15 protein-coding genes are annotated in these 17,407 nt (G+C 34.5%); all 15 read left to right on the forward strand.

What is annotated here, in order from left to right:
* Positions 1–16 precede the first annotated feature (16 nt).
* The 15 genes from rpsE to ACKI4K_RS08490 all read left to right on the forward strand — a co-directional run bounded on the left by rpsE (position 17) and on the right by ACKI4K_RS08490 (position 16,949).
* The gene (gene rpsE, locus ACKI4K_RS08420) at positions 17–658 is read left to right on the forward strand and encodes a 30S ribosomal protein S5 (RefSeq protein ID WP_407424170.1); all 642 of its coding nucleotides are present in this window, start codon (positions 17–19) and stop codon (positions 656–658) included.
* A gap of 12 nt (positions 659–670) precedes the next feature.
* The gene (locus tag ACKI4K_RS08425) at positions 671–1,129 is read left to right on the forward strand and encodes a 50S ribosomal protein L30 (RefSeq protein ID WP_407424146.1); all 459 of its coding nucleotides are present in this window, start codon (positions 671–673) and stop codon (positions 1,127–1,129) included.
* Between the two features lie 15 nt (positions 1,130–1,144).
* Positions 1,145–1,582, forward strand: coding sequence for an uL15m family ribosomal protein (locus ACKI4K_RS08430; RefSeq protein ID WP_407424148.1), 438 nt, complete (start codon positions 1,145–1,147; stop codon positions 1,580–1,582).
* Positions 1,583–1,612: 30 nt separating this feature from the next.
* On the forward strand, positions 1,613–2,971 hold the full coding sequence (gene secY / locus ACKI4K_RS08435; protein ID WP_407424150.1) for a preprotein translocase subunit SecY: 1,359 nt from the start codon (positions 1,613–1,615) through the stop codon (positions 2,969–2,971).
* Between the two features lie 43 nt (positions 2,972–3,014).
* Positions 3,015–3,575, forward strand: a complete 561-nt coding sequence (locus ACKI4K_RS08440) for an adenylate kinase (RefSeq protein WP_407424152.1) — start codon at positions 3,015–3,017, stop codon at positions 3,573–3,575.
* Between the two features lie 10 nt (positions 3,576–3,585).
* Positions 3,586–4,164, forward strand: a complete 579-nt coding sequence (locus ACKI4K_RS08445; RefSeq protein WP_407424154.1) for a DUF106 domain-containing protein — start codon at positions 3,586–3,588, stop codon at positions 4,162–4,164.
* Between the two features lie 118 nt (positions 4,165–4,282).
* On the forward strand, positions 4,283–4,549 hold the full coding sequence (locus ACKI4K_RS08450; protein ID WP_405303349.1) for a 50S ribosomal protein L34e: 267 nt from the start codon (positions 4,283–4,285) through the stop codon (positions 4,547–4,549).
* Positions 4,549–5,070: a (d)CMP kinase gene (gene cmk, locus ACKI4K_RS08455; RefSeq protein ID WP_407424156.1), complete on the forward strand. Its 522-nt coding sequence runs from the start codon at positions 4,549–4,551 to the stop codon at positions 5,068–5,070. The genes ACKI4K_RS08450 and cmk overlap by 1 nt, the downstream gene beginning before the upstream one ends.
* Complete coding sequence (locus tag ACKI4K_RS08460; protein WP_303372225.1) at positions 5,071–5,292, forward strand: 50S ribosomal protein L14e; 222 nt, start codon at positions 5,071–5,073, stop codon at positions 5,290–5,292.
* A 74-nt stretch (positions 5,293–5,366) separates the two neighbouring features.
* Positions 5,367–6,329 carry an RNA-guided pseudouridylation complex pseudouridine synthase subunit Cbf5 gene (locus ACKI4K_RS08465; RefSeq protein ID WP_407424158.1) on the forward strand — a complete coding sequence of 321 codons (963 nt, stop codon included), beginning with the start codon at positions 5,367–5,369 and terminating at the stop codon, positions 6,327–6,329.
* A 306-nt stretch (positions 6,330–6,635) separates the two neighbouring features.
* Entirely contained in the window at positions 6,636–11,636 is a 5,001-nt protein-coding gene (locus tag ACKI4K_RS08470) for a cobaltochelatase subunit CobN (protein ID WP_407424160.1), read from the forward strand.
* An 8-nt stretch (positions 11,637–11,644) separates the two neighbouring features.
* Complete coding sequence (locus ACKI4K_RS08475; protein ID WP_407424162.1) at positions 11,645–12,352, forward strand: DUF2162 domain-containing protein; 708 nt, start codon at positions 11,645–11,647, stop codon at positions 12,350–12,352.
* Between the two features lie 8 nt (positions 12,353–12,360).
* Positions 12,361–13,005: a MotA/TolQ/ExbB proton channel family protein gene (locus ACKI4K_RS08480; RefSeq protein ID WP_407424164.1), complete on the forward strand. Its 645-nt coding sequence runs from the start codon at positions 12,361–12,363 to the stop codon at positions 13,003–13,005.
* A gap of 12 nt (positions 13,006–13,017) precedes the next feature.
* A complete protein-coding gene (locus tag ACKI4K_RS08485) occupies positions 13,018–13,347 on the forward strand; it encodes a DUF2149 domain-containing protein (RefSeq protein ID WP_407424166.1) in 330 nt (109 codons plus the stop codon).
* A gap of 200 nt (positions 13,348–13,547) precedes the next feature.
* Positions 13,548–16,949 (forward strand): DUF3344 domain-containing protein, encoded by a 3,402-nt coding sequence (locus ACKI4K_RS08490; protein ID WP_407424168.1) that lies wholly within the window; start codon positions 13,548–13,550, stop codon positions 16,947–16,949.
* Positions 16,950–17,407: the final 458 nt, after the last annotated feature.

Here is a 17,407-nt window from a genome sequence, read left to right on the forward strand (position 1 = left end):
AGGCAGAGGAATAACTATGAGTTTTAATATTGATGAATGGGAACCTAAAACTAAAATGGGTAAATTAGTTAAAGATGGAACCATTACTGATATCGATGAAATCTTTGAAAAAGGTCTTCCAATTATGGAATTAGAAATAGTCGATGCCTTAATTCCAGATTTAGAAGAAGAAGTAATGGATGTAAACTTGGTTCAAAGGATGCATAAATCTGGTAGAAAAGTTAATTTCAGAGTAATTGTTGCTGTAGGTAACAAAGATGGTTATGTAGGATTAGGCCAAGGAAAAGCTAAAGAAGTAGGTCCTGCTATTAGAAAAGCTGTTGATAATGCTAAATATAACATTATTAAAGTCAGAAGAGGCTGTGGAGATTGGGGTTGTGTTTGTGGAAGAGAACACACAGTACCTTTCAAAGTACAAGGTAAAACCAGTAGTGTAACTGTAACATTAATGCCTGCACCTGCAGGAGTAGGTTTGGTTATCGGTGATGTTGGTAAAACCATTTTAAAACTTGCCGGTATTCAAGATGTATGGTCCCAATCTTTCGGACAAACCCAAACTACTGTTAACTTTGCTAATGCAGTATTCGATGCTTTAAAAGAATTAAGTAAAGTTAAAGCTACTAAAGAAGACCTCAAAAAAATGGGAGTAAACTACTAGATGGTGATTACTATGTTTTTAGTTATTAGAATTAGAGGAACTACCGGTGTCATTCAAAAGACTGCTGACACATTAGATATGTTAAGACTTAATAGAATCAGCCATGCAGTTTTAGTTGAAGAAAATCCTAGTTATGAAGGTATGCTTCAAAAAGCTAAGGATTACATCACTTGGGGAGAAATTGATGCTGAACTTTTAGCTAAAATTATTACTAAAAGGGGCAGACTCCCAGGCAACAAAAAAGTTACTGATGAGTACGTAGCAGAAAATTCTGATTATAACAGTATTGCAGAATTGGCTGAAGCTTTAATTAATTCTGAAGTTAAATTAGCTGATGTAGGTATTAAACCTGTATTCCGTTTACACCCTCCAAGAAAAGGATATGAAGATATTCGTTTATCTATTAACGAAGGTGGATCTTTAGGTTACAGGGGAGAAGAAATTAAAGATCTTGCAATAAGAATGCTTTAAAATCAGGTGTATATTATGATTAGAACAAAACGTAAAATTAACAAACAAAGAGGTTCTAGATCCAATGGTGGAGGCTGTACTAAAAAACGTAGAGGTGCAGGTAACAAAGGTGGAAAAGGTAAAGCAGGTATGGGTAAACAACACTGGACCTGGACTGTAATTCATGATCCTGACCACTTTGGTAAACATGGTTTTAAAAGACCTCAAAAAATGATTAAAAAGATTAATGCTGTTAATTTAAGTTACTTAGAAGAACAAGCTGAAGATTTAATTGCAAAAGGCAAAGCATCTAAAGATGGAGATGCAATTGTAATTGATGTTACTGAATTAGGTTATGACAAAGTTTTAGCAAAAGGTAAAATCACTAAGGCTTTCAAAATTTCAGCACCACAATTCTCAGCTTCTGCAATTGAAAAAATTGAAGAATTAGGAGGAGAAGCTATAGAATTATAGCTTTTTTCATTTTTATTACAGAGGAAGAAAATGTCAGCACTAGAAGTTTTAGAGCCAATATTTAGGTTTATTCCTGAAGTCAAATCCCCTGTTCATAGAGAAGACTTCAATGAAAAACTTAAATGGACAGGTCTAGTTTTAGTATTGTATTTTATATTAACTCAAATTCCGTTATATGGTGTAGCTCCTGGGTCTTACGACCAATTCGCTCAATTAAGGGCTGTAATGGCAGGAAGCTTTGGTTCAATACTTACTTTAGGTATTGGTCCTATTGTTACAGCTTCAATTGTATTGCAATTGTTAGTTGGTTCCAATCTTTTGGAATTGGATTTATCATCTCACAAAGATAAATCTCATTTCCAAGCAACTCAAAAAGTATTGTCCATTGTGTTTACAGTTTTTGAGGCTTCTGTTTTAGTGTTAACTGGTAATATTGTTCCTTTAAATGGTTCATATACTTTATTGTTGATTGTTCAACTGGTTATTGGTGCATTAGTTATTATATATCTTGATGAAGTCGTTTCCAAATGGGGATTCGGAAGTGGTATAGGTCTGTTCATTGCAGCAGGTGTGTGTGAAGCAATTATTGTAGGTACATTCAATTTCGTTCCGAATGCTCAGGGAATACTTCCTGGTATTATTCCAGGATTCATCCAAGCAGTAATGGCCGGAAAGCCAAACTTCTACACATTAATTCCATTGTTAGCAACAATCATTGTATTCTTGGTTGTTCTTTATGGTGAAGCTATGAGGGTGGAAATTCCAATTTCCCACGGTAGTGTAAGAGGTCACGGAAGAGTTAGAGGAGCAGTCGGTAAATATCCATTGAAATTCGTATACTCAAGTAACATGCCAGTTATTTTAACAAGTGCATTACTTGTAAACGTAACGTTATTCACAAACATTTTCCAAAAAATCGGTTTTCCAATTTTAGGTCATATTGAACAAGGAAAAGCTGTTGATGGTCTTGCATGGCTATTGTCTACCCCTAATTTATCAATGTTCATTACAGAACCTGTACATGTTCTTGTATATGCAATATTCTTTATAGGATTCTGTATGTTGTTCTCATGGTTATGGGTAGAAATCAGCGGATTAAATGCTAAAAAGATTTCTGAACAGCTTTATAACTCAGGTATTCAAATACCAGGTTTTAGAAGCAGTAAACGTCAGTTATATAAAATATTGAAAAAATATATTCCTGCACTTACCATTATTAGTGGTATATATGTAGGACTCATTGCTTTCCTTGCAGATTTAACCAGTGCTTTAGGTGGGGGTACTGGTGTTTTACTTACTGTAGGTATTCTTCATAAACTTTATGAAGAAATGGCAGAAGACCAACTTATGTCTTCAAATCCACTTCTTAGAAAATTCTTAGGAGATTAATTTCTCCTATTGCTATCTTTTTTACAAAAGGTGAGGGATTAAATTGAAATTAGTAGTATTAACAGGTATTCCAGGTTCTGGAAGTACAACATTGCTTAACAAAGCACTTGAAGAAGTTGATTATGTGCACTTGAATTATGGTGACATAATGACTGAAATTGCAATTGAAAATAAAATTGTTGAAGATAGGGATTCTTTAAGAAAATTACCTGCTGAAACTCAAAAGGAGATTCAAGCGGAAGCTGCTAAAGAAATCAAAAGAAGATCTGAAAATGATAACGTCATTGTGGATACTCATTGTACTATTAATACACCATCTGGATTTTTACCAGGTTTGCCAATTTGGGTTTTAGAACAATTACAACCTGATCTTTTCATATTAATTGAAGCTAATCCTGATGAAATTATTTATAGAAGATTAAACGATGATACACGTTCTAGAGATGTTCAAAAAGCTAAAGAAATAGAATTACATCAACAAATGAACAGAGCCACATCCATGGCTTATGCGACTTTAACTGGAGCCACCGTTAAAATAGTGTCAAATCATGATAATCATTTGAATTCTTCTGTTTCAAAATTAGTGGATGTATTAAATTTATAGGGGATTAATTATGGTTGATATAATGGGAATGATCTATGGCGCATTGAATACAATATTCAATCCGATTCTTGCCATGGATCCGAATCCGGCTAATCCGGCATTGACTGTTTTAATTATTGCATTTATTGTTTCTTTAATTACAACTGTAGCCAACAAGTATTTGGTTGACCAAGATGAGATGAATGATATTCAAAAGGAAATGAAAGAGTTCCAGAATGAATTAAGAGAAGCTCAAAAGAAAGGCGATGGAAAAAGAGTTGCAGAACTTCAAGCTAAACAGCCTGAACTCATGCAAAGGCAAAGTAAAATGATGTCCAATCAGTTTAAACCAATGATCGTAACTTTTGTTCCAATTATTTTAATATTCTTTTGGATGAGATCATCCGCAATTAATCATTTGGTTATCATATTGCCACAAACTGTGTACTGGGTTACCTTAACTCCAGTTTGGCATTTCATAGGGGGATTCCTTTATGGTGGTAAGGCAACAATTCCATATGGTATTGGTTGGTTATTATGGTATATGATTTGTACTTTTGGAATGAGTCAGATTATAAGAAAATACTTGGGATTCAAACAAGGGTTCTAAATCAACCTTTTAAACATACATTTATTAATGATGAGAAAGATATATTGTAGTATTCTATTTTGAATACGCTATTACACATTATTAAATATTTTTTAAATTAATTATTATAGGTGATTAAATGCCTGCAAATAGGTTTAGATCAAGATCATATAAAAGAGTTCATAAAAACACTCCTGGCGGAGAAAATGTTTTAAGATATAAAAAGAAAAAACCATCTAAGCATGTTTGTGCTGAATGTGGTGCAGTGTTACATGGAGTTCCTCGTGGACGCCCATATGAAATTGGAAAATTATCCAAAACTGCTAAAAGACCTAACCGTCCATACGGTGGGTACTTATGCTCAAAATGTGCTCGTAAACTTTTCAAAAACGAGGCTAGAAAATAATGATAATTACAATCGGCGGATTGGCTGGAACTGGAACAACTACTACTGCTGAGGGTCTCTCAGAAAAGTTGAATATTCCATATATCTCTGCAGGTTTTGTTTTCAGAGAAATGGCTGCAGAAAGAGGAATGAGTGTTCTTGAATTCAGTGAATTTGCTGAAGGTAATGATGATATTGATAAAGAAATTGATAGAAGGCAAGCTGAAAAGGCTAAATCTGCAGAAAATCTAATTGTTGAAGGAAGGCTATCAGCATATTTTGTTGACAATGCTGATTTGAGGGTTTGGTTGGTAACACCTTTTGATGTTCGATCAAAAAGAATTTCCGATAGAGAAGATAAATCTGTTGATGTGGCCAAAAGCGAGATTATAACTCGTGAAAAAAGTGAAGCTTTAAGATACATGGAAATCCATAATATTGACATTTCAAATATGGATATCTATGATATAATTATAAATACTGGTACTTTCAACCCTGAAAATGTATCAGAAATCATTATTCAAACATTAAAGGTGATATAAATGGCATCAATCGAAGTAGGAAGAGTATGTGTTAAAACTGCTGGTAGAGAAGCAGGAGAAAAATGTGCAATTGTAGAAATTATCGATGAAAACTTTGTGGAAGTTGTTGGTGAAGCTGTAAAAAACAGAAGATGTAACATTGCTCACTTAGAACCAACTGAAGATTCTATCGATGTTTCTGGCGATGTTGAATCTATCAAAGCAGCTTTAGCTGATTTATAAATGAATAATTAAATTATATTATTCATTATTATTTTTATTTATACTATTTTTTTATAATTTCTAAGGTTTTTTTCATGAAGTTTGACATGCTAACTAAATCTCAAAGTTTTACAAATCCTGAGTTTGGTTGCAAACCTGAGGATAGGGAAATAAATGATTATATTTCTAAAGGCGTTATCAATTTGGATAAACCTTCAGGTCCGACTTCCCATGAAATTGATTCCTGGATTAAACGTATTTTAAATTTGGAAAAATCTGGTCATGGCGGAACTTTAGATCCTAAGGTAACTGGCATTTTGCCTGTCGGACTTAATGATGCAACCAGAGCTATCCAATTACTTTTAACCGCTCCAAAGGAGTATGTCTGTCTTTTGACATTCCATCATGATGTTGATGAGGAAAGAATTCGTGAGGTTTTTGCTGAATTTACAGGCAAAATTTTTCAGCTGCCTCCTGTAAAGTCTGCCGTAAAACGCGAGCTCAGAACCCGTAACATCTATTATTCCACAATCTATGAAATTGAGGGCAGGGATGTTCTATTCAGAATTGGTTGTGAAGCCGGAACTTATGTCAGAACTTATTGCCATAATATTGGAGAGGCTTTAGGTGTTGGAGCCCATATGGCTGAGCTTAGAAGAACACAAGTAGGTTCATTCAGGGAAAAGAATAATCTGGTAACACTTCAGGATGTTACTGACGCTTATCATTTCTGGATTGAAGATGGTGACGAATCGTTTTTGCGTGAAGCCATCATGCCGATGGAGAGGGCTGCCGATTATCTGCCAAAGATAATAATTAAAGATTCCGCAGTGGATGCAATATGTCATGGTGCAGATCTGGCTTGCGGAGGGATTGCAAAATTGGCCGACAATATTCAGAAGAATGATATTGTTGCCATTGAAACATTGAAAGGTGAATTGGTCGCTTCAGGCAATTCCTTGCTAACAAGCAATGAAATTTTAGAAGCAGATTCAGGATTTGCTGTCAATACATCTAAAGTATTTATGAAACCGGATACCTATCCAAGATTCTGGTAACAAAACTATGCAAAGTACATCTTGCAATCTATTTTACGAATCTTGAAATCCATGAATATAATGATTGATATTATCGGAATTGGATTTTTGGAAATTTTTTTTATAATGCTAATTCAGGGATTCATAGTCGCATTGATGTAAATTACTGTTTTCCCTGCGACTTTTTTCATTCTTGATGGATGTTAACTTTTTTTTACAAGTAATACTTTTCACATGGTTTTTAAATGATTAGTAATACTTTTTATATAAAGATTTATTATAGACTTTTTTTATAAATAATATATATTGGAAATTAGGGAAATTGTAATGAGAAATTATAAAAAGGCGTTTTTGATATTCTTTTTATTATCATTTTTATTATTAGTACCAGTCAGTTTTGCCTCACAGACTGACAATTTAAATAATACTGATGATGTTTATGAAGAGCCAGCGATACTTGCTTCAGACAGTGCTGATGTTCAAAATAAAACCCTGTTTATAATTTCAGATAGTCCCGGAACTAATATTCTAGACTCCGCAAGTGATGATATTTATAATACAGAAAATTTGTCTGGTTTCAATATTGTTTTAAGAAGCGGGGAGCAAGTAAAAGATATGGATGAAGAAGAATTATATTCTTTATTTTCATCTTCTGATGCATTTATTGGTGAATGGATAAGTACTGATGTGGATTCGGTTTTAACAAATCTTTTAGGAAAATACCCTAATCTGTCCAACAAGGAATTATTTTTAATATTGGAACTTCCATCAGGTAATCTAAATTCAGGTTCCAGTTCCCTTAATTTAATTAGAAACAATACTTTAAATTATGATAAAATATTTTTATCATACACCAATGAGGAGTTAATAGATTATTTTAAGAATACGAAGAGAGGAAATTCCTATACGGATATTAGCAGTTATATTAACAATTATGGATATAAGTTTAACAACATCTTTAATCAATTGGTCCTTTATAAGGACATTAATGATAAGGACAATCTTAAAAATCAGATCTTATTTGCTTTAAACTATTTGGGTTATGATTTCACTTATGCCCCTCCAAATTTTACAGGCACTAAAAACTATGGAATTTATCGTGATAGGTGGTATTCTCTAGATGAATATGTTGCCACTTATTTTGATTCATCAAGGACACGCACTATAGGAATTTTAGAAAGTACAATGTATATTCTTTCTCAACAGTTGCATCCGGTCGATTCGATAATTAGCTCACTGGAATCAAAAGGTTATAATGTAATTCCGGTCTATGCGGCCGGAGGCTCTGCCGAACAACTGAGGGTTATGGTTGAGTCTTGGACTAGTGCTGGCAATGACATATCAGGATTTTTATTAAATTCATCTAATTATGATACTTATGTTGATGCAATTGTTTCCATGGTAGCCTATGGTGTTGGTGGGGAAAACTTCTCAAAGGCGATTGATTTTTTTGAAGAACTTGGTGTTCCAATTTTTAGAGCGGTTCACTCTGATTATGTTTCAAATGAGATGTGGGAGTTAAGTTCAACTGGTCTTACAACAGAAAAAAGCGATAAATGGTGGCATATTACAATAGCTGAAACTCAAGGAATTATCGATGCAACATTTGTCGGAGGCCAGTCTAGTTATGTCTCCAATCTGACAGGAGCTAGAATTGTTACATATATTCCTTATGAGAGAAACATTGAATTATTGACTGATCGAATTGATTCTTGGGTGGATTTAAAATATTTATCCAATGAAAATAAATTAATCTCAATAATTTATTATAATTATCCGCCGGGTAAGCAAAATATCGGATCCAGTTACTTGGATTCAATTAGAAGTATCTATAATGTCCTTTACACTTTAAAAGAATCAGGTTATGATGTTGGTGATTTGCCTTCAAGTGTAAAAGAACTTGAGGATTTGATGCTGAAATGCGGTATTAATGTGGCTACATGGGCTCCGGGGGAGCTTGAAAAATTAGCTAATCAGTCTGGAGTTACACTTTTATCTGTTGACGAATATACTGCTTGGTTCAATTCTTTAGATGAAATTGTTAAAATTCAGGTTCGTGAAGGTCCTGTTGCATACATTGGGGAGCTTTCAAAAAGAGCAGTTGAACTTGATTATACAGTAACAATTGGAGATACAATTGATGATTGGTTTAATCAGATTGTCGCATTGCTTCCTGAGGAAAATTCACAAGAAGCAAAAGGAATTTTAACCGATATTGTATCTGCATTAAAGAATTTCACACAAACCAAAAACATTGATTACTATAAGTTATTCTTACAATATTTTGATGAATTCAAAAAATTAAATATTTCAGGCCTTAATGGATGGGGTGACAGTCCCGGAAATGTAATGGTTGTAAACCGTAATGGCTCAGATTATTTTGTTATTCCTGGTTTGACCTATGGAAATATATTCATAGCACCGGAACCTCAAAGAGGTTGGGAATCAGACATTGAAAACCTTTATCACTGTACAGCTGTTGCACCTACACATCAATATTTGGCTGCTTATTATTATATGCAAACAAAGTATCCTAATGCAATGATATTTGTAGGAAGGCACGCTACTCATGAATGGTTGCCTGGAAAAGAGATTTTATTATCAGCAACCGATTATGGATCTGTTGTTGTTGGGGATGTTCCTCAATTATATTTCTATATTGTTGATGGTTTGGGAGAAGCTATTCAAGCAAAAAGAAGAGGATTTGCGGTCATGATTTCACATTTAACTTCTCCAATGTCATACACTCATTTATATGGCAATTTAACTGTTTTGGCAAGATTAGCTGATGATTATAAAAACAATCCTCGAGAAGAAACAGTCAATCAGTTACGCGAGTTAATTGTCAATAATGACTATTCCATGAATATGGGTCTTACAAAAGATGAGGTTAATAAACTACAGGGTGATTTGCTTGTAGAAAGGATTAATGATTTTCTTATTGGGATGCAGTCCACTTTGTATCCTTTGGGGCTTCATGCATTAGGTGAATATTGGAATGAAAACGACTTGGCAAGTACAGTTTCTGCAATGTTATCTTATGATTATGTCTTAGAAAATAATCAGGGGGTTATAAATTTATTCACAGAACTTTCCGATTATTGCTTCTCAAGGCCATATGATGAGTTATCTGCATTTGAAAGGGAATTCATATTAAATAAATCTTATGATATTGTAAAAGCGTTGATTTATTGGAATGTCGATACAGTAAATGATGTTTTAATAGCACAAAATGATAAATTCAACAATCCGACATTCTTGGCATGCCTTAATTTGGCTAAAACATACATTGACTTAATTAACTTCAGTGTAGCAAATGAATTAAATGCCATGCTGGATGGTTTAAATGGAAGATATATCCCGATTGGGGAAGGTGGTGAAGTTGTTGTTAAACCATCTGTTCTTCCAACAGGAACCAACATGTTCCAAGACCAGTCATCAGAACTTCCAACAAAGGAAGCATGGGAATATGCAAAAACATTAGCATTATTGACACTTTCTGATTTGAATGACACTACAGAAAAAATCATAATGGGAATTTGGTGTGTCGAAACTGCAAGGGATGATGGAGCATTGGTTTCAACAGTCCTATATCTTTTGGGTATGAAACCTGTTTGGACAGATTCGTCAAGTGCAGGTTATGATGATGAAGGAAATCCGACCGGTAAGAAAGTAGGATCCTTGCCTGAAATAATCAAATTAAATGATTTGACTCGTCCGGAGGGATGGGAAAACAAAAGAATAGATGTAACAGTGATTACAAGCGGTTTATTTAGGGATTTATACTCTTCACAAGCAGTACTTCTGGATAATGCGTTTAGAGTAACATTAGCCAGGTCATACTTGACATTAATTAGAAATGCAACCTTAATGAATTCAGAACATGGTAGTGAATTAAAAGAAGCTCTTGAAGGAATAATGCGCGGTATTAATTATTATGGGGTCTCAAATGAACCGTTAGATTCCAATTATGTTGCACAGCATTGGATTGAAGATACTTTATACTATTTAAGTGTAGGATATAACGCAACTTATGCCGGGGAATGTGCCATAACAAGAATTTTTGCGCCGCCGAATGGGGATTATGGTGCAGGAATATCAAAATTGGTATCCATGTCATGGACTTGGAACGAAACAAGCGAACTTGCTGATTTCTACCTTGGAAGAATGGGTAATATGTATTCTAAAAACTACTGGGGAGATACAAACCCATTAGTTTTCCTAAGGGCTCTATCAAACTCAGACACAATCGTAGCTAGCCGTAACACTAATCAATATGGCGTACTCGACAACGATGACTTCTTTGATTATTGGGGAGGTTTATCAATGACTGTAGAAGAGATTTCTGGAAAAGCCCCTAAATTCAATGTATTGATGTATGCTAATAAGAATACCGCATACATATCCTCTTTGGAGGAAGTGATGTATAAGGAAATTGCTGCAAGATATGATAATCCTGAGTGGATTAGTGGAATGATGAAAGAGGGGTATAGCGGCGCTCGTTATATGTCAAACAAATTTGTAAGCAATTTACACGGTTGGCAAATTACAAGACCATCTGCGGTTACAGATGATTTGTGGAATAGAGTTTATAATACTTATTACAATGACAAATATGGTTTGGGAGTTAAAGATTGGTTAATGACTGGAAATAATGCTTATTCACTTATCTCCATGAGTGGAACAATGCTTACAACAATTCATGATGGATATTGGAAAGCCAGTGGCGATACAGTTAGGGACATTGCAAACACTTGGGCACAGGCAACGGTTCAAAACGGTGTTGCATGTTGTGATTGTAGCTGCGGTAACATAGCAATGATGCAATGGGCAGTGCAATATGTGAATCCTGATATCTTAGCACAGTTGCTTCCTAAACTGTATGAAGCAACTAAAAACCCAGTATTCTTAAACAATACTCAGTCAACAGTGCCTCCTGAATCTCAAACTGCAGACACTCAAAAGGAAGCTTCAACTCAAAATCCTGTTGAAGGATCCACATCCTCTTCAACAGTCAAGTCAAACTCATCTTCAACTACAGATAATGTTGCTCAAAATGGCAACACTCAGGGAGATGCATTTTCAAATGTTGGCCAAGGAACTGAAATAGCGCAGGCCGGCAGTTCATCATCCCAAGGAGCAGATGTCAAAAAATCAATTGAGATTAATCCGGTATCTTCTCAATCTGCAAGTGAGGTTGGTTTATCAATTATAGCTGTTTTAGCTATTTTATGTTTAATTATGGTTGTAGCGGTGGGATACTTTAGGAATAATGATGGCGATGATAAAAATCAGGATTTGGATAAGCTTTTCAAAGAAAAATTATAGGTGTTTAAATGGATGCAATTAATATTTTATGGCAGGTGGGAATTTTATCCGCCGTTTTAATTTTTGGAATTAAATTGGGCCTTGCAACAGGCCTTGCAAATATGTCCAAGAAATATTTGGCATTAGTTTCAATTGGTTATGGTGGAGGAGTATTGATATTGACGGAAATCTCCTCATTTTTCACAGAGCAAATCACGGATTTGATTTATACTTATAATTTTGAGTTTTTCTTAATCATGGCTTTAATCATGATTTTGGCTGGAATATTCACAATAAGAGAATATAAGGTGTTTGAGAGGAACACTACTGCAGCTACTTGCATGGCAGTTGTAGCACCATGTCCGTGCTGTTTTGGATCAATTATTGTGAGTATAATGCTTGTTGCACCAACTGTGGGATTGGGGCTAATGGATTTAAGTTTAGTTGTAGCCGGTGCATTAGTTTTAACAATAATTATAACTTATTTCGCATCCAATTACATTGTGAAATTTATAAATAAGCCATATCCTATTGTTTTAGGTAATTTCATGTTCTTTTTAGGAATTTATTTCCTATTGTCAGCATTGTTCTTACCGAACATTACAGCCATGATTCAAAATCCAATGGATGGAATAACAATATCTTCCCCATATTCCTTAATTGGGGCATTGGTTGTAATGCTCGTAATTATTGCAATTGGCGGAATAATATCAAGGAGAAATAGTAATTTTAATTAGGTGATTTAATGGTATCAACAATTCCTGGAAGTGAGATATTAACTTCGACTTTAAATATGATTTCTCAAAGCTTGCAGATTCCTGTGATTATATTTTTAGTAATTTTTGCAGTATTTGCAGTTTTAGCTATTGGGGGTCTTATTTCGGAGTATACTTCAAGAAAAAAAATCACTCCAGATATAATTGAACAATTGATTTATGCAATTTCCAATGCAAATTCTTTAGAGGAACTGAAAAATATTATTGAAAATGCAAAGATTTACAACTCTCAAAAAGTTGTATTAATTAAAATATTGCGTTCAAGTTCTTTAACTGTTGATTCTAGACATGCTTTAGCTAAAAAATTAATAGAATTTGAGGAAAATAAATTTACAAAGAAAATTGAAAAAACAGATGTTGTCACACGTATTGGACCAACTTTAGGTTTAATGGGTACATTAATACCAATGGGTCCCGGACTTGCCGCATTGGGTGCAGGTGATGTTAATACTTTAGCTAATGCCATTATTGTTGCATTCGATACGACTGTTGTAGGTATTGGTGCCGGAGCAGTGGCTTATTTTGTATCTAAAGTAAGACGCAGGTGGTATGAAGAATACTTGTCTAATTTGGATGCATTGGCTGACGCATTGCTTGATAAATTAAGCAGGTAAGAGGTTTTAGTCATGGTTCGTGAAAAAGGTCGAAAAAGGTTTTCAGAAGGCGAAGAAGATCCAATGGCGGGAACTTCAAATCTTGTTGATGCAATGCTTGTAATAGCGGTTGGCTTGCTGATTTTTGTTGTTATAAGTTGGAATATGCAAAGTGTTGTATTTCAAAGTCAAGACCAGCAACAGACTTTTGATGAATCGTCTCCGGATGTAACTGAAGTGTCTGAAGGGCAGGTTTTAAACGAGACTCTCGAAAGCTCTAATAGTTCAGGTCAAGGTTACATGGAAATGGGTAAGGTATATAAGGACCCATCGACGGGTAAGCTGATAATGGTGGAAGGTTAGTACTATTTTCATGCCAAATCCGAATATCTTTTTTATTTTTTTTCAAGATATTCATTTTCTTTTTTTAAAATCTTTTAGAAAAATTTATATTATTATTACAATATAATATAATTGTACTAAAAAACTTAATAATAATTTATTTTTTTTTATTACTTTAAGTTTCAATTTTGTACGATAAAATATTACATTATGGGATTATTATGGGAAATAAAAAAATTTTGTTTATAGCTATTTTACTTTTCATGGTTGTCCTCTCAATTGGTGCAATATCTGCTGAAGATGTGGATGATGCAATTGTATCTAGCGGCGATAATGATGTTCTTGGGAACTCAGAGTCTGTTTCCGGGGGAGTCGATGTTGTAACTGAAAATCCTTGGAATACAAGTGGTGAACTCAGTTATGATATTCCTTCAGATGCAAAATCAATTAAGAGTGCGGATGTTTATGTAAATGTTTATGCTGGTAGTGCTAACAATAATTATGGCGCTAATGCCAACATTACTATTACAACAGATAATAATAGTGTTGAATACCCTGAATCATTATGGATTGAAGAAGGTTCTGCTGATGGTACTGTTTATCCGGTAAATGACCACACTACAAAATGTTATTCAGATTATATGATTCATTATGATGTAACTGATATGTTGGACGGTTTAAACGGAACTAATTTAAAGATTAATGTTGATACTTTCGAAATGGAAGGTAAACAATTTGATGGTAGGATTAAATTAATAGCATTAATTTTAGCATACGATGATGGTGATGATGATTCAATTAGCTATTGGATTAACGATGACCAATTATGGACTAAAGGAAATGTCACAGTTACTTTTGACACTGAAGATACATCTTATTTCACAAATGCTGGTTTAAGAAATGTAGTTCTTTCAAGTGGTGACGGTACCTACATGATGAATGGTGAATTTTTAGGAGATGCATATTATCATGATTCAGGTAACTATTACCAGTATAATGAATGGGATGTCACTGGTGAGGTTAAAGCAAATCAAAAAACTAATTTGGATGTCATTTATGCGGGAACTTCTTCATGGGGTTCAATTAAAAATGTACTTTCTGTTTTAACTATTGAAAATTTAGTGACTGATATTTCATTAACTCCAGAATATTATAGTGTTCCTTCTGCTTATGCAGGAACAAATAATACTTTAACTATCAAAGTTAAAACTTCAAAAGAGGGTAATTATACTATTAACTTACTTGCTGATGATGTTAATGTAGATGGGGCCGATGTTGCTTTGGTTCAAGGTGACAACACTGTCTTCTTAACAGACCCTACAATTAGGCCTATTGACGAATCAACTGTTAATGGTGCTGAAAACAATATAGTTAAATATACTGCAGAATTGTATTACGGTGAGGATGTTATAAACAGTGAAGAAATATCCATCCCTGTTTTGTATAATGGTAATTTAGGTTACGATATGGAATATAATGTAACAGGATTTGAAGGATTTGGCCCTATTACCGTCACTGGAGATGTTGTCCTTGACATTAAAGATGCAAGTTCCTATTTGGGTGCTGCTGTTATGAATAGGACTGATAGTTGGACAGTTGCTTTAAATGATGGCTCTGAAATTACCAATGCATTTGTTTATGTTCCATACAATTGGTTTAATGGCAAAACTTTCACTGAGGACACTAGTATGTTTAATGTAATGTTCAATGGTGTGAATGTTACTCCTATCGCCTGGTACAGGGACCAAGGCAACTTAGGAAACTATGGTAAATACGGCTATGGTGTTCTAATTTATGACGTCAGTGATTTAATTACTGTTGGCGATAATTCCTTTGTTTTAAATAAGGTCAACCCTACTCCTGCAGTTTACCCAAGTGCATTAGTATACATGTACGATACTGATGGTTCCGCAACTTCAAAAACAGCATATATTTTAAATGGTGCTGATTTACTTTCTAATGGAAACAATGTTGCAAAAAGAACTGCTAAATCTGATACTGAAATTGCGGTTGATGTTAATAAAGTTGTTAATGCTACACTTTATGTTTTAGCTGGTGGAGCTCAAGTTGGCGAGTCTAACATTGTGTTTAATGATAATGTTTATACTGATGTTTGGAGCGGATCTAGTTCCACTACTGACTTATTCACTACTGATGTGACTAGTTTAATTAAAGATAGTAACTCCATTTCATTTGTTGCAACAGGTTCAACTATCTTGGCATTACCACAGATTATTGTAACTGCTAAAGATTTAATGGATACTACTTTAGTTGCCGAATATAAAAATGGTAGGGTTGTTGCTACTTTAACCGATGAGGATGGTAATCCTGTTGTTGGTGTTAAGGTCAATATGGTCTTAGGAGATATTGACAAGACTGTTAGGACAGATGCTAAAGGTAGAATTTCTGCATCCACCAAGAATTTTGATGTAGGGGATTATACTGCTGTAATCACATTTGCCGGTGATAAGGTTTATGCTCCTTCACAAACCACTCTTGATGTGGCTGTGAGAGATGTTTCTGTTTTATCTGCTAATGATGTTGTTGCTGTTTATAATGTCACTTCCAGGTTGTATGCTACCTTGGCTGATGCGGATGGTAATCCTATTGTTGGTGTTAAGGTCAATATGGTCTTAGGCGACATTAACAAGACCGTGAAAACTGATGCTAAAGGTAGAATTTCTGCATCCACCAAGAATTTGGATGTTGGAGATTATACTGCTGTAATCACATTTGCAGGTGATGAAGTTTATGCTCCTTCACAAACCACTGCCAACGTGTTTGTGAGGGCTGTTTCTGTTTTATCTGCTAATGATGTTGTTGCTGTTTATAATGTCCCTTCCAGGTTGTATGCTACATTGACTGATGCTGATGGTAATCCTATTGTTGGCGTTAAGGTCAATCTGGTATTGGGCAACATCAATAAGAATGTGAAAACTGACAGTAAAGGTAGAATCTCCGCCAGCACTAAGAATTTGGATGTTGGTGAGTATACTGCTGTAATCACATTTGCAGGTGATGAAGTTTATGCTCCTTCACAAACCACTGCTAAAGTCTTGGTAAAAATTGGAACCGAATTGACAGCCAAAGACGTTGTTGCAGAATATAACGTCAGCTCCAGATTATATGCCACATTAAAAGACACCGATGGCAACATAATCACAGGCGCTAAAGTTAATGTAGTATTGGGCGACATCAACAAAACAGTCAAAACTGACAGCAAGGGAAGGGTTTCCGTTTCCACAGTGTCCTTAACTCCAGGCAACTACACTGCAAAGATTTCCTATGCTGGCAGTGATATCTATTCTGAATCAAGCACAACTGCTAAAGTGGTTGTAAACAAGATTCCAACCACATTGGCCGCAAAAGATGTTGTTGCAGATCAAGGATCTAGCACTAGGTTCTATGTCACATTGAAGGATGTCGACGGCAATCCGCTCACTGGCGTTAAAGTCCATCTGGTCTTAGGTTCTATTGACAAGACCGTTAAGACCGATGCCAACGGCAGAATTTCCGCATCCCTTAAGAATCTAGCTGCAGGCAATTACACAGCCATGATTTCATGTGACGGCACAGAAATATATGCAGCTTCAAGCGCAACAGCTAGCGTGGTAATACGTTAAATTGGGAAATAAAAAAACGGTAATTTAGATTTAAAAGGAGATTATTTATTTTTCTCCTTATATTTTTTTCTATTTTTTAGTTTCTGTATAACATTTTTATTGTTGTTTTGTATAAATTAAAACGATTTTTAATGTTTTTTTGTGGCGGTATTGCTTTTACTCTGTAATTGGATTACTTTTCATGCTTTCTTGGGTTTTGTTTAAATTATGGTTAATCCATTAAGTGTTAGGGCATTTTTATCTAATGCTGGTGCTCATTTTTAGGAAATGGTTTTAAATTTTTTTACAAGATTGCATTGTTGAACATTTTTTCTCAAAAAAGCTTTCAAATCATTCGGAATAATTGATTCTAGCGATAATCATTGAAAAATTTATATAATATTAGTTTAATACTAAAATATAATTAGGAACTAAAAAAATTATAATATTTTTTGGCGGATATTATGGATAAAAAAATA

This window comes from Methanobrevibacter sp., from assembly GCF_045644645.1.
Classification (GTDB): domain Archaea; phylum Methanobacteriota; class Methanobacteria; order Methanobacteriales; family Methanobacteriaceae; genus Methanocatella.

Bases quoted from the DNA above. Each gene is read 5' to 3' on its own strand.
- rpsE (WP_407424170.1), top strand. From the start codon at position 17: ATGAGTTTTAATATTGATGAATGGGAACCTAAAACTAAAATGGGTAAA.
- ACKI4K_RS08425 (WP_407424146.1), top strand. From the start codon at position 671: ATGTTTTTAGTTATTAGAATTAGAGGAACTACCGGTGTCATTCAAAAG.
- ACKI4K_RS08430 (WP_407424148.1), top strand. From the start codon at position 1,145: ATGATTAGAACAAAACGTAAAATTAACAAACAAAGAGGTTCTAGATCC.
- secY (WP_407424150.1), top strand. From the start codon at position 1,613: ATGTCAGCACTAGAAGTTTTAGAGCCAATATTTAGGTTTATTCCTGAA.
- ACKI4K_RS08445 (WP_407424154.1), top strand. From the start codon at position 3,586: ATGGTTGATATAATGGGAATGATCTATGGCGCATTGAATACAATATTC.
- ACKI4K_RS08450 (WP_405303349.1), top strand. From the start codon at position 4,283: ATGCCTGCAAATAGGTTTAGATCAAGATCATATAAAAGAGTTCATAAA.
- cmk (WP_407424156.1), top strand. From the start codon at position 4,549: ATGATAATTACAATCGGCGGATTGGCTGGAACTGGAACAACTACTACT.
- ACKI4K_RS08460 (WP_303372225.1), top strand. From the start codon at position 5,071: ATGGCATCAATCGAAGTAGGAAGAGTATGTGTTAAAACTGCTGGTAGA.
- ACKI4K_RS08465 (WP_407424158.1), top strand. From the start codon at position 5,367: ATGAAGTTTGACATGCTAACTAAATCTCAAAGTTTTACAAATCCTGAG.
- ACKI4K_RS08470 (WP_407424160.1), top strand. From the start codon at position 6,636: ATGAGAAATTATAAAAAGGCGTTTTTGATATTCTTTTTATTATCATTT.
- ACKI4K_RS08475 (WP_407424162.1), top strand. From the start codon at position 11,645: ATGGATGCAATTAATATTTTATGGCAGGTGGGAATTTTATCCGCCGTT.
- ACKI4K_RS08480 (WP_407424164.1), top strand. From the start codon at position 12,361: ATGGTATCAACAATTCCTGGAAGTGAGATATTAACTTCGACTTTAAAT.
- ACKI4K_RS08485 (WP_407424166.1), top strand. From the start codon at position 13,018: ATGGTTCGTGAAAAAGGTCGAAAAAGGTTTTCAGAAGGCGAAGAAGAT.
- ACKI4K_RS08490 (WP_407424168.1), top strand. From the start codon at position 13,548: ATGGGAAATAAAAAAATTTTGTTTATAGCTATTTTACTTTTCATGGTT.